General features: G+C 66.9%; 10 protein-coding genes. 6 read left to right on the top strand and 4 right to left on the bottom strand.

Translation table 11 applies throughout. The features are described from left to right. Window positions 1-396: 396 nt before the first annotated feature. On the bottom strand, window positions 397-2,052 hold the full coding sequence (locus tag WJ16_RS27535) for a S8 family peptidase (protein ID WP_069260176.1): 1,656 nt from the start codon (window positions 2,050-2,052) through the stop codon (window positions 397-399). Between the two features lie 420 nt (window positions 2,053-2,472). Here WJ16_RS27535 and WJ16_RS27530 point away from each other — a divergent pair, with 420 nt between their 5' ends. The 5 genes from WJ16_RS27530 to WJ16_RS27510 all read left to right on the top strand — a co-directional run bounded on the left by WJ16_RS27530 (window position 2,473) and on the right by WJ16_RS27510 (window position 8,138). Next, window positions 2,473-3,369, top strand: a complete 897-nt coding sequence (locus WJ16_RS27530; RefSeq protein ID WP_069260175.1) for a glutamate/aspartate ABC transporter substrate-binding protein — start codon at window positions 2,473-2,475, stop codon at window positions 3,367-3,369. A gap of 468 nt (window positions 3,370-3,837) precedes the next feature. Next, entirely contained in the window at window positions 3,838-4,680 is an 843-nt protein-coding gene (locus tag WJ16_RS27525) for a transporter substrate-binding domain-containing protein (RefSeq protein ID WP_069260174.1), read from the top strand. A gap of 125 nt (window positions 4,681-4,805) precedes the next feature. After that, window positions 4,806-6,308 carry an amino acid ABC transporter permease/ATP-binding protein gene (locus WJ16_RS27520; RefSeq protein WP_069260173.1) on the top strand — a complete coding sequence of 501 codons (1,503 nt, stop codon included), beginning with the start codon at window positions 4,806-4,808 and terminating at the stop codon, window positions 6,306-6,308. A gap of 23 nt (window positions 6,309-6,331) precedes the next feature. After that, window positions 6,332-7,678, top strand: a complete 1,347-nt coding sequence (locus tag WJ16_RS27515; RefSeq protein ID WP_069261169.1) for an amidase family protein — start codon at window positions 6,332-6,334, stop codon at window positions 7,676-7,678. A 61-nt stretch (window positions 7,679-7,739) separates the two neighbouring features. After that, a complete protein-coding gene (locus WJ16_RS27510; protein WP_069260172.1) occupies window positions 7,740-8,138 on the top strand; it encodes an ectoine synthase in 399 nt (132 codons plus the stop codon). A 24-nt stretch (window positions 8,139-8,162) separates the two neighbouring features. Here WJ16_RS27510 and WJ16_RS27505 read toward each other — a convergent pair whose 3' ends face one another. The 3 genes from WJ16_RS27505 to WJ16_RS27495 all read right to left on the bottom strand — a co-directional run bounded on the left by WJ16_RS27505 (window position 8,163) and on the right by WJ16_RS27495 (window position 10,657). Beyond that, the gene (locus WJ16_RS27505; protein ID WP_069260171.1) at window positions 8,163-8,837 is read right to left on the bottom strand and encodes a GntR family transcriptional regulator; all 675 of its coding nucleotides are present in this window, start codon (window positions 8,835-8,837) and stop codon (window positions 8,163-8,165) included. An 84-nt stretch (window positions 8,838-8,921) separates the two neighbouring features. After that, entirely contained in the window at window positions 8,922-9,782 is an 861-nt protein-coding gene (locus WJ16_RS27500) for an urea carboxylase-associated family protein (protein ID WP_069260170.1), read from the bottom strand. A 332-nt stretch (window positions 9,783-10,114) separates the two neighbouring features. Further along, window positions 10,115-10,657, bottom strand: a complete 543-nt coding sequence (locus WJ16_RS27495) for a hypothetical protein (protein ID WP_069261168.1) — start codon at window positions 10,655-10,657, stop codon at window positions 10,115-10,117. A 311-nt stretch (window positions 10,658-10,968) separates the two neighbouring features. Between WJ16_RS27495 and WJ16_RS27490 the strand changes: the two genes are divergently transcribed. After that, window positions 10,969-12,222 (top strand): multidrug effflux MFS transporter, encoded by a 1,254-nt coding sequence (locus WJ16_RS27490; protein ID WP_069260169.1) that lies wholly within the window; start codon window positions 10,969-10,971, stop codon window positions 12,220-12,222. Window positions 12,223-12,231: the final 9 nt, after the last annotated feature.

Genomic DNA, 12,231 nt, shown 5'->3' with positions numbered 1-12,231 from the left:
ACGAACGCACGCGCGCGACGACGCGTCGCGTGCATTCGGCAATATCGAAAATCGGGCGGGAGATCGGGCCGGTAGTCAGGCCGGAAGGACGCCGCATCCTGCTTCCCGGGATGCGGCAGAAGACGAGGCTCTGCGCGTATTCCTCAGGCAGCAGTCGAGTTGGTCAAGCACCAACTACAACTCGCATCGGTGTTCACAGAACACTCCATGTGTTTAGACGGGAGCGATGGTAATGGGTCGCTGTGCGAAGCGTCAACCCTTTTGTCAGGCGTTATTTCGAGAAACGCAACCGGGTTGCCGCGTGCGCGCCGTCGTGCCGGAGTGCGAACGAAAAAACGGCCGCGCGCAGCCCGTATCGGCATGCGCGCGGCCGTGTCGACGCCGCGTCGCGGCGACTCAGTTGACCGCTGCGACGGCGGCCCCCGCATCGAGGATGCCCGAACCTGCCGGCATCGCGGTGCACGACGTGCCGGCCGCGAGCTTCGCCGCACGCGTGCCGCCTTGCAGCTTCTGCTGGATCTGCGCGGGCGTGAGGTTGCCGTTCACCGACAGCATCAGTGCGGCGACCCCCGTCACCTGCGGCGTCGCGAGGCTGGTGCCGCTCGCGGGGCCGTAGGTGTCCGAGCCCGGCGTCGTCGTGCCGCTGTTCGACGTCGACAGGATGTTGACGCCCGGCGCGCTCAGCGTGACGTTGGGCCCGAAGTTGCTGAACGACGCGCGGCGGCCCGTCGTGTCGGTCGCGCCGACGCTGATCACGCCGCGGCAGTTCGCGGGCTGGTCGAGCCCGGTCGACAGGCCGTCGTTGCCGGCGGCGACGATGACGGTCACGCCCTTCGCGTTCACGTCGTCGATGGCCTGCTGGAACGTCGTGCTGCACGCGCCGACACCGCCGAGGCTCAGGTTGATGACCTTCGCGGGGCGCGCGTTGTTCGGTACGCCGTTCACCGGAATGCCGGCTGCCCAGCGCATCGCGTCGGCGATATCGCTCGTCCGGCCGCCGCACTTGCCGAGCACGCGCACCGGCAGGATCTGGCCGAGCCACGACACGCCGGCGACGCCGGTGCCGTTGTTGGCGGTCGCGCCGATCACGCCCATCACGCGCGTGCCGTGCCAGCTGCTGTCGCTCGGCTGGCTCGCGCAGTGATAGAACGGGCCGCTGGTGTTGTCGAGTTCCTGCTGCGTGACCCAGTCGCCCGGGTCGGATGCGTCGGGGCCGCGCGCCTGGCCGTTGTTGCTGGTGTTGACGTCGCTGATGAAGCTGTAGCCGGACAGCAGGTTACCGACGAGGTCGGCATGCGGCCGGTAGCCGGTGTCGAGCACGGCCGTGACGACGGTCGGCGAACCCTTGGTCGTGTTCCAGGCGGGGGGCAGATCGATGCCGGCGGTCGGGTCGGACAGATACCACTGCTGGTTGTAGAGCGGATCGCTCGGCGTATCGCGGATCTGCATCGGGTGATCCGGTTCCGCGTAGTCGACGTCCGAATCGGCCGCGAATGCCTGCGCGAGCGCGGCGGCGTCGGCGGCGTCCATGCGCTGGCCGAGCGACAGCACGGCCGCGCCGTTCGACACCGTCCGTTCGACCTGCACGTTCAGCGGCGCTTGCCCGACCGTGCTCGCATACGCGCGTGCGCTGCCGGCGACCGGCGCCGTCCAGCGCGTCACCGAGCGCTGGATCACCGCGTCGAGGCGTGTCCCGTTGTCGACGGCGGCCATCGCACGCGTGGCCGTCAGCGTCTTCAACCGGACGATCAGATGATCGACCGGCGGTTCGGCGGGGGCGGTCTGCGCGGCCATCTGGACGGCGGCCTGCTGCGTCGCGCATGCATTGCTGCCCGACGACGCGGGCGGGTTCGTCGGCGTGGTGGGGGCGGGCGTCGGGGTCGGCGCGGGCGCCGGGGCCGGCGACGCGTTGGACGAAGACGGGTTGCTGCCGTCGCCGCCGCCTCCGCCGCAACCGGCGAGGGGCAGCAGGGCGGCGGCGGACAGCATGCCGGCGAGCATGCGCGCGTGTGCGGTGCGCGCCAGCGCGAAATTGAAGCGTTTGGCTCTCATGTTGAAAATGATCCTCGTAGATAACCGTCGTGCCGGCGGTGGCGCTGGTCCGGCTGAGCCGGACCTTGTCTTTTTGTCTGACGGTTGCAGCCAGGTTGCTGCGACGCGCCATGCACTGGGTAACGGCCGGCGCGGCGGCTTCTTGAGGACGTTTCGCGAGAAAAAAGAGGGGGGCGCAAACGATTACGTTGGTGCGACGCAGCACGAACGCGCGTTTGAAACGCGTGCCAGGAAAGGCGGCGTCGATGCCGCGCGAGGCCGGTGGGGCACCACGTGCGGCGCCAGCGCGGTTTGCGCGGCACCGCAAACGTCTTTCAGGCCACGGCGGCACTGGAAGGTTGCTTACGCTTTCCCTGATACGACGCGAATTTTGTCGGGCGTACGATCGCCACTCGATCAACGTTTCGTCAGGAGAAAAGCATGGATCGCCGCTTACGCTGGCTGGCCGTCGCGCTGTCCTGTGCGCTGGCGGGAACCGCGCACGCACAGGCCGTCACCGGCACGCTGAAGAAGATCAAGGACACGGGTGTCGTGTCGCTCGGCATTCGCGAATCGTCGGTGCCGTTCTCGTATTCGGACAACCAGCAGAAGAACATCGGCTATTCGCGCGACATCGCGTCGCGCATCATCGACCAGTTGAAGACGGAACTGAACCTGCCGAACCTCGCGGTGAAGGAAATTCCGATCACGTCGCAGAACCGGATTCCGCTGCTGCAGAACGGGACGATCGATTTCGAATGCGGATCGACGACGAACACGCTCGAACGGCAGAAGCAGGCCGCGTTCTCGAACAGCATCTTTCTGTATGGCATCCGCTTCAGCACGCGCAAGGATTCCGGCGTGAAGGACTTCGCCGACCTCGCCGGCAAGACGGTCGCGACGACCGCCGGCACGTCGGACGAGCGCCTGCTGCGCAAGCTCAATGAAGAGAAGGGGATGAACATGACGATCATCAGCGCGAAGGATCACGCCGAAGCGTTCATGAACGTCACGACCGGGCGTGCGGTGGCGTTCGTGATGGACGAGCCGCTGCTGTACGGCGAGATCGCGAAGGACCGCAATCCGGGCGCGTATACGGTGGCGGGCACGCCGCTCGTCCACGAGAACTACGCGTGCATGATGCGCAGGGACGATCCGGCGTTCAAGCACGTGGTCGACGACGTGATCGCGAAGATGCAGACGTCGGGCGCGGCCGAGAAGCTCTACGATCAGTGGTTCACGAAGCCGATTCCGCCGAAGGGCGTGAGCCTCAACTATCCGCTGTCGGCGGAAATGAAGCAGCTGTTCAGGAATCCGACGGATCAGGCGCAGTATTGACGGAATCGTGTCGCTCGAGTGCAGGCCGGCATGCCGAACATGCCGGCCGTGCGTTCGAACGCCGCCGGCTTTTCAGCCGGTGATGCGGCTCGCGTCCGGCGGCCGTGAGCAGGCTCCACACTGTCCAAACCGGCCGATGAAAGCGGCCTCTTGATCCTTTGCCGCGCGCGCCGCGTTGCCGGCGCGTCGTACTTCGCAGACATCCGTCCGCGTTTCCCCGTCTCCTTTTTCCACTTTCCCCGCACCTGTGCTCCGTGCCGACAGGCCGCGTTTGCGCACGCGTGCGATTTCTGTCCGGTCGCATCGGTTATCGCGTATACCCGGATTCAGATTTCAATTTGAACTGGTCAGAATCGGCCGAAATTGTTCAACAATTTTCGGCGAAAAATCCCGGGAAGCCCCATGCGGCGGGTCCGGGAGGCGTTGCGGCATTTCAGCGCGGGAGCCGAACAACCCAGGAGTGTTGCCATGTCCGCTCATTTTCCGCTTCGCCATTTCCTTCGCGGCGCGCTCGTGCCGCTGGCCCTCGCGTGCTCGTTCGCGGCGGCGGCTCCGCTGCAGACCGTGCGGCCCGGCACGTTGCTGGTGGGCTCCGATCTCACCTATCCGCCTTATGCGTATCTGGAGGCCGGCAAGCCGGCCGGCTTCGACGCCGAGTTCTCGCGGATGCTGGCGCGCCACCTGAATCTCGAACCGGTGTTTCTCGACACGCGGTTCCCGGATCTGATCCTCGGGATGAAGGCGCGCCGCTTCGACATCGTGGCGTCCGCGCTGTACGTGACGCCCGACCGCGTGAAGCAGGTCGATTTCGTCCCGTATCTGAAGACGGGCGCATCGCCGCTGGTCGCGAAGGGCAGCGCGTTCGTGCCCAGGACGCCGCAGGACCTGTGCGGCAAGCGGGTCGGCTCGATCAAGGGCGCATCGTGGACGCCGAAGCTGCGGGCGCTGTCGCAGGATGCGTGCAAGACGACCGGACGCGGCGAGATCGCCATTCTCGAGTTCCCGACGTCGCCTGAAGCGACGTCCGCGCTGATGTCGAAGGCGGTCGACGTCCAGATCGAGGACGCGGCCGTGGCTCAGGGGATCCCGAAGCAGACGAGCGGGCGCGTCGAGATCGGCTCGACGACCCTGCTGTATCCGATCGTGATCGGCCTCGGGGTGACGAAGGGCGACAGCGGCCTGCTGGGTGCGCTGGAGGGCGCGCTGAGCGACGCAAGGCGCAGCGGCGAGTACGGCAGCCTCGTGAAGAAATACGGGCTGCAGGAGCCGACGGCCGCCGACGTCGCCGCTGCACTCGGTACCGCGAAGTAGGCGCACCGCGGGGCCCGAAGTACGCATGACCCGATCATCGCGTGCCGAGCCGGCGCGCATACCCGCACCGGCGTGCACGCTGCGCGCCGGGCGGGGCATCACCCTGCGGGGTCGAGGAGTTTTCGATGCAGTTCGATTGGCACTATGCGTTTCAGTTGTTGGGGGACAAGGATTTCTGGCGCGCCTGCGTCGTGGTCGTCGAACTCAGCGTCGCGGCGTGGGTGCTCGGGGTGCTGCTCGGCTTTCCGCTGGCGCTCGCGCGGCAATCGCACACGCCGCTGTTGAAGCGGGCGGCGGCCGTCTACATCTGGTTTTTCCGCAGCCTGCCGCTGCTCGTGCTGCTGGTCTTCATCTACAACTTGCCGCAGGTCTTTCCGGCGACCAGCGCGGTCCTGTCCGATCCGTTCACGGCCGGCCTGATCGCGATGGTGCTGAGCGAGACCGCGTATTTCGCGGAGATCCACCGCGGCGGGATCCTGTCGGTGCCGCGCGGGCAGCTCGAAGCGGGGCGTGCGCTCGGCATCCGATTTACCGGCATCCAGCGGATGATCGTGATGCCGCAGGCGATCCGGATCGCGTTACCGGCGCTCGCGAACGAGTTCATCACGATCGTGAAGCTGACGTCGCTGGTGTCGGTGATCTCGCTCGCCGAGATTCTGCTCGTCGGGCAGCGGCTGTACACGCAGAATTTCCTCGTGTTCGAAACGATGCTGGCCGTCGCGTTCTACTACGTGTTGATCGTCACGGTGTTCAGCCGGCTGCTCGGCTATATCGAGCGGCACCTCGACGTCAGCCGCCGCGCACCCGCGCCGGCCGGCCATACGCACGTCGAACTGCCGCTGTCGGCGCCGGCCGTCGCGCCGAGGCCGCGCGCGAGCGCCGAATTCGCGCTGCGCATGAAGGGCGTGCAGCAGCGCTACGGGCGACACGAGGTGCTGAAGGACATCCATCTCGACGTCGTGCCGGGGCAGGTGGTGTCGATCATCGGCCCGTCGGGCTCGGGCAAGACGTCGCTGATTCGCACGATCAACGGACTTGCGCCGGTGAACGCGGGCGAGATCGACCTGTACGGCGAGCCGTTCATCCGGGCGCCGGGTTCGCGTCCGCCGCGTGTGTCGCACGAGCGCATTCTCGATATCGGCATGGTGTTCCAGAGCTTCAACCTGTTTCCGCATCGCACCGCGCTGCAGAACGTGATGATGGCGCCTTGCTATCACCGCCAGGGCGACGACGCGGCGATCCGGCTGCAGGCGCTGTCGCTGTTGTCGAAGGTCGGGATGCTGGAGCATGCGAACAAGTACCCGCATCAGCTGTCGGGCGGCCAGCAGCAGCGCGTCGCCATTGCACGCGCGCTCGCGACGCGGCCGTCGATCATGCTGTTCGACGAACCGACGTCGGCGCTGGATCCCGAACTCGTCGGCGAAGTGCTGAAGGTCGTCGAAACGCTCGCGAAGGAGGGGATGACGATGATCATCGTCACGCACGAGATGAACTTCGCGTTCAAGGTATCCGATCGCATCGTATTCATGGAAAACGGCCGGATTCTTTACGACGTGCCGCCTGAACGGATTCGCGGCAGCGCGGACGAGCGCGTGCAGGACTTCCTGAAGCACGTTCACTTCGCATGACGAATGATCCGGGAGAAGCGGAAATGAATGCGGCGGAGTTTCAGCACGGCCCTGCGGTCGAACGCGCATGCGTCGACCGGCTGCGCGCCTGTCTTGCGCAGGCCGACGCGTATCGCGACGACATCGAAACGGCATGGCTCGCGCGCCGCGACGCCGCAGCGATGGCCGATGCACATGCGTGCGATGCATCGCGGCGCGCCGGTGCGGCCGGCTTGCCGCTGGCCGGTGTCGTGCTGACGGTGAAGGCCTGCTTCGATTGCGCGGGCTGGATCACGCATGCCGGTTCGCGCGTGCTCGCCGACGCGCCGCCGGCCGCGGTCGACGCGACGGCGGTGTCGGCATTGCGTCGTGCCGGCGCGGTGCTGGTCGCGCAGACGGCGATGACCGAGTTCGCGTACGGTGCGCTCGGCGTGAACCGTGCTTACGGGACGCCGACGACACCGCTCGATGCGCGGCGCGAGCGCGTGGCCGGCGGATCGAGTTCGGGCGCGGCCGTGTCGGTCGCGCTCGGTGCGGCCGATCTGTCGCTGGGTTCCGATACGAGCGGCTCCGCACGCATACCGGCGGCATTCTGCGGCGTGACCGGATTCAAGCCGTCGCGCGGACGTTATCCGGACGGCGGCATGCAGTTTCTGTCGACCCGCTTCGATGTGCCGGGCCTGCTGGCCGCGACGGTCGACCCGTGCCGTCGTGCGGACGCGGTGCTGTGCGGTCGTGACGAACGGCGGCCGTCGCGCACGCCGGTGCGGGTTCGCGATCTGGATTTCGTCGTGCCCGAGCCGTTCGCGACCGATGATCTCGATCCCGTCGTTGCGCGCGCATTCGACGCGTGGCTGTCGCGGCTTGCCGCACACGGCGCGCGGATTCGTCGCCAGCGGCTCGACTGTGTGGCCGAGGCCGGCGCCGTCGCCCGTGCGGGCGGCATCATCGCGGCCGAAGCGTTCATGCTGCACCGTGCGCGGCTCGCGACGGCAGCGAACCGCTACGATCCGCTGGTCGGACCGCGCATTGCCGCGGGCGAGCAGGTGCGCGCACACGATTATGCGGCCGCGCTGCTGCGTCTCGCCGCAATGGCCGACACCTACGATGCCGAACTCGGCGATGCGGATGCGGTGCTGACGCCAACGGTGCCGATGCTGCCGCCGCGCATGACCGATCTTGCCGACGAAACCGCGTACCTCGAACAGAACGGGCGTGCGTTCCGGTTGACCGAATTCGCGAACCGGCTCGACCTGCCGAGCATCAGCCTGCCCGGCGACCTGCACGATCGACGGCCCGTCGGCCTGCTGATCACCGGGCGCCGCGGCAGGGACGCGCGGCTGCTCGATATCGCCGCGGCGGTCGAGCGTGCGCTTGCCGATTCCGCATGACCTGCTTTCCGGCGGCAAGGCCTGCCTTGTCATATTTCATCGACACTATTAAGGAAAACTCATGATTGTCGTAAGATCGGACGATATCGCCAATACCGAACGCCACGCACGCGGTCCGGGCTGGGACAGCAAGCGCATGATCGTCAAACAGGACGGCGTCGGCTACTCGGTCCACGAGACACGGGTTCACGAAGGCGCGGAACTGCATCTGCACTACAAGAACCATTTCGAAACCAACTACTGCGTGGCGGGGGAAGGGGAAGTCGTCGATACGGCGACGGGCGACGTACACCGGATCACGCCCGGAACGATCTACGCGCTGAATCTGAACGATCCGCATATCCTGCGCGCGACGCGCGGCGATCTGCATCTCGTGTGCGTGTTCAACCCGCCGCTGACCGGCCTCGAAACGCACCGGGAAGACGGCAGTTACGCGCTGCCGGAGGACGAGCACGCGTGACGGCGCGCACCGGCCGCGCGATGCTCACGCGGCCTCGCGCTGGCTGCGCTTGATCGCTTCGACGAGCATCCGCTCGGAATCGTCGAGATAGCGGGCCAGCGTCGTGACGGCCTCGCTGCGACGGTTCTGCGTGAGCAGGTCGTAGATCTGGTATTCGCGCTGGATCCAGTCGGGTGTCTGTACGCGCCGCTCGTCGGGGTCGGCAGCAAAGACGAGGCGCAGCTGCGCCGAGATGGTGCGGAAGAACTCGTCGAGCAGCGCCGATTTCTGCAGCGCGACGATATGCTGATGAAACCGCAGGCTGTGCGTGCCCACGGCCTGCCAGTTCTGCTTGTCGAGTTCGCGCTCGGCTGCCCGGATCGCGGCCTGCATTTTCTCGAGCAGCGCCGGCTGCGCGAGTTCGGCGGTGTTCAGCGCATGCAGTTCGAGCGTGCGGCGCGCGACGTAGAGATCGCGCACGTCCTGGCGGTTGAGCGTGCGCACGACGACGCCCTTGTGCCGCACGAACGTGACGAGCCCTTCGCGGCCGAGCTGGTGCAGCACTTCGCGCAGCGAATTGCGCGACGTGTCGTATTCGGCGGCAAGGTCCATTTCGATCAGCGCGGTGCCGGGCGGCAACTTGCCGCTGATGATGTGCTCGCGCAGTTGATGGCTGATTCGGTCAGCGACCGACTGTCCTCTCGCTTTTTCGCTTGCCATGCCGTTCGTTCGCTCCTCTCCTGATCGTGCGCCGCCGGCGTGGCGGCCGGCGGTGTTTCGCCATTCTACGGGCTGCGGCGCGCGTTACGCCGTCTTGTCGCGCTGCCAGTCTGCCTGCGGCGGCTGCATCCCGTGCTGGCCGCGATACGGCGCGACCGACGGCTGCGACCAGCCTTCGAGCAGGCTCGGGGCGAGCCGGTAGACCTCGACGCCGAGCGGCCGGCACACGTCGATCGGGTCGCGCGCGTCGGGGCCCCACATCGGCACCGACAGGTCGCCGCCGGGGCAGGTGGACATCGCGCACAGCAGGTCGATTTCCGCGAAGAATTCGAGGTAGTCGCCCGGCTTCGCGGGGCACGCCTTCATGAAGTATTTGTCGTCGCTGTTCAGGCCCGTGCACTGGAACACGTTGAGCACGTCGTGCACGTCGAATTCGGTCAGCCCGTACGGCGCGACGGCGCGCACGAGGTTCGAGTGGCAGTGGAAATGAAAATCCTCGCCGGTCAGCAGCTTGTTCACGTACGGGTCGCAGCGTGTGCCGAGCAGGTCGTGGACGCGGCCGCCGTCGCCGTCGACGCCATAGCCGGCAAGCGTGTCGTCGGTGATCGTGGCCATCGGGCGCAGGTACGGCAGTGTCGACCAGAGCCGGTCGAACGTGCTCACGTGCGCGGCCTGCAATTGCCGGGTGCGCGACGCCCACATGCGTTCGCGCGGATTGTGCAGATTCCACATGTTGAAGTCGGCGACCTGCGGCCCCTCCAGCGTGACGATGCGGAACACGTGGCCGGCCGGGACCGTCCATGCGAAGCCGCTGCGGATCGGCACGATATGCGACTCGATGCGTTCGCGCGCGTCCTGGCGTTGGGCGATCGCGGAATAGAAGGCAGTGTCGACGTTCAGGACGGAGCCCTTGGTGACCTGGTAGGCAGCGGGATAGTTCGACATGACGCGGTACTCTCGGGGAAGTGGGCAGGTGCGACGATCCGGCTGGAATCCTTTGTGTTGGCCGGTCAGGCGTCAATTCCGATGCGGGATTGTTCAACAATTTATCGACGCTTCGGGGAGTATAGAGGGAAGGCGGGGAGGTGTGTCAATGGGTGGAAAGTACGGAGGCGCCGGCGTTTCGATCCGCGTTGGGGCGGGCCGCGCGCGCTCGTTCGCCGGGACGGGAAACGCTCGAGCCGCGCGCGACCGGCAATAAAAAACCGCCGGCATGTGCCGGCGGTTTCGGTATCGGATCCAGTCGCTCGCTCGTTCGCGCGCGACTCAACGTTGCGTCAGGCCTTGATTTCAGGTCCGCGCGCGGCCGGCCGGGCCGGCGCCTCCGGTGCGGGCGCAGGCGCCACCGACCGCGCGGACGGCTGCGCCGGCACGATGACGAGCACCGGCTCGGGCATTGCCCACGGCGCCATCGCTAACCCGACCGGTTGCGGCATCGGCATCGCCAGTGCGTTGGCGAGCGCGACGTGCTGGAGCGCCATCATCTGCTGCTGCATGGCGAGCATCTGCGCCTGGGCCGCCTGCATCTGATACTGCGCGGCCTGTATCTGCCGCAGCGCCGCGGCCGGCGGCATGCCGCCCGACGACGACGTCTGCATCTCGAAGCGCGCGCCGCCTTGCGGGCTCTGCCAGCGCCACGTGCTGACCTTCATCGGGCCGACGGCCGTCTGGACCACGCGTGTTTCGGCTTTCACGGGCACGGCCTGCCCGTCGACGTTGACGAATATCGGCTGGGCGCCGGCGGCGCCGGTCTGCCCGGCCAGCGCGAACACGGGCGCGAGTGCCAGTGTGCCCGCCGCCATGAACGAACGGAATCGCATCTTCATATCTCCATCAAACAAGACTGATCGAAGCAATAATGAACGAATCGTGCGGCTCGCGGAGAGAGCCATCGGCGACTATGCGGGGGCCGGCTTAAACCAGAATTAAAGCGGCGCGAGGCCGCCGTTGTCGTGCCGACAGTGGATTGCCGGCCATCCCGCAATCGGCATTCAACCTCGTCCCTGCCAGGGGAATCCGGCCGCGCGATGCGACAACAGGCACAATACGGGATTCGCCACGGCGCACCCGTGTTCGCCTTTCGAACACCGTGCGACCGCGCCGCTGCTGTCCGAGATCCTTCCCAGTCTTCATGAATGCCACGCCCACTGCCGCGCGCGAATCGAATTCGCCGCGTTTCCTGCTTTTCCTGATCTGCCTGTTCGCGTCCGCCGGCCAGCTCGCGATCGACATCTACGTGCCCGCGCTGCCCGACATGGCGCATTCGTTCGCGACCACGCCGCAGGCGATCCAGTCGAGCGTGTCGGGCTACATGGCGGCCTATGCGCTCGGCCAGCTCATCTTCGGGCCCGTCGCCGACGCGTACGGGCGCAAGCGCGTGCTCGCGTTCGGGCTCGTGATCTACACGATCGGCTGCCTGCTGTCGCTCGGTGCGCAGAACCTGGAGACGTTCGTGCTGGCGCGCTGCCTGCAGGGCTTCGGGATCGCGACCACCAACCTGCTGGCGAAGGCGATCATCACCGATTCGTTCTCCGGCCAGGCGCTGATGCATGCGTTCACGTACATGTCGATCGCGTGGGGGCTCGCCCCGATCGTCGCGCCGGTGATCGGCGCGCACCTGCAGGAATGGTTCGGCTGGCGCGCGTGCCTCGTGTTCCTGCTGGTGTACTCGCTCGTGATGTGGGCGCTGCTGTGGCACTACCGCGAAACGCTGCCGAAACCGGTGCATCTCGAGCCGCGCACGCTGATGGCGAATGCGGGCAAGGTGCTGGCGAGTCCGGTGTTCCAGAGCTGCTTCCTCGCCCAAGGGCTGTGCTACAGCATCCTGCTCGTGTTCAACATCGTCGGGCCGTTCATGGTGCAGACCACGCTGCACAAGCCGCCGACCTTCTTCGGCTATCTCGCGCTCGGCATCGGGCTGATGTATTTCCTCGGCGGCCTGTCGAACCGGATTCACGGGCCCGGGCTGCCGAGCGCCGAGCAACGGCTGCGCATCGGCGCACGCGTGATGGCGGGGGCGTCGGTCGCGATGCTGGTGCTCGCGCTGACCGTCGGGCTGCGTGTGTGGACGCTCGCGACGCCGGTGCTCGTGATGGGTTTCTGCGCGGGCGCGATGTACCCGACGCTGATGGCCAAGGGTAATTCGCTGTTCCCGCATATCGCCGGCCTGACGAGCGCGATCCTCGGTTGCGCGCTGCTGCTCGTGTCGTCCGCGATGATGGGGCTGGCCGGGTTCGTGTCGATCCATGTGCTGACGCCGCTCGCGGTGTTCTTCGTCGCGCTGTCGTGCATCGTCGTGTGGATGGTCACCAAGCTGCTGCGCTACCTGTCGCAGCAGCAGGCCCCGACCGCGCCCGTCGCGTGCGGGAGCGGGGAGGCGGCGTAAGTGCGACCG

The sequence above is a fragment of the Burkholderia metallica genome (genome assembly GCF_001718555.1).
GTDB lineage: Bacteria > Pseudomonadota > Gammaproteobacteria > Burkholderiales > Burkholderiaceae > Burkholderia > Burkholderia metallica.
The sequence above is the reverse complement of the archived record's forward strand: the minus strand, read 5'-3'. Positions and strand labels throughout refer to the sequence as shown.

Excerpts from the sequence above, each read along its gene's own strand:
- WJ16_RS27535 (WP_069260176.1), bottom strand. The coding sequence starts at position 2,052 with ATGAGAGCCAAACGCTTCAATTTCGCGCTGGCGCGCACCGCACACGCG.
- WJ16_RS27530 (WP_069260175.1), top strand. The coding sequence starts at position 2,473 with ATGGATCGCCGCTTACGCTGGCTGGCCGTCGCGCTGTCCTGTGCGCTG.
- WJ16_RS27525 (WP_069260174.1), top strand. The coding sequence starts at position 3,838 with ATGTCCGCTCATTTTCCGCTTCGCCATTTCCTTCGCGGCGCGCTCGTG.
- WJ16_RS27520 (WP_069260173.1), top strand. The coding sequence starts at position 4,806 with ATGCAGTTCGATTGGCACTATGCGTTTCAGTTGTTGGGGGACAAGGAT.
- WJ16_RS27515 (WP_069261169.1), top strand. The coding sequence starts at position 6,332 with ATGAATGCGGCGGAGTTTCAGCACGGCCCTGCGGTCGAACGCGCATGC.
- WJ16_RS27510 (WP_069260172.1), top strand. The coding sequence starts at position 7,740 with ATGATTGTCGTAAGATCGGACGATATCGCCAATACCGAACGCCACGCA.
- WJ16_RS27505 (WP_069260171.1), bottom strand. The coding sequence starts at position 8,837 with ATGGCAAGCGAAAAAGCGAGAGGACAGTCGGTCGCTGACCGAATCAGC.
- WJ16_RS27500 (WP_069260170.1), bottom strand. The coding sequence starts at position 9,782 with ATGTCGAACTATCCCGCTGCCTACCAGGTCACCAAGGGCTCCGTCCTG.
- WJ16_RS27495 (WP_069261168.1), bottom strand. The coding sequence starts at position 10,657 with ATGCGATTCCGTTCGTTCATGGCGGCGGGCACACTGGCACTCGCGCCC.
- WJ16_RS27490 (WP_069260169.1), top strand. The coding sequence starts at position 10,969 with ATGAATGCCACGCCCACTGCCGCGCGCGAATCGAATTCGCCGCGTTTC.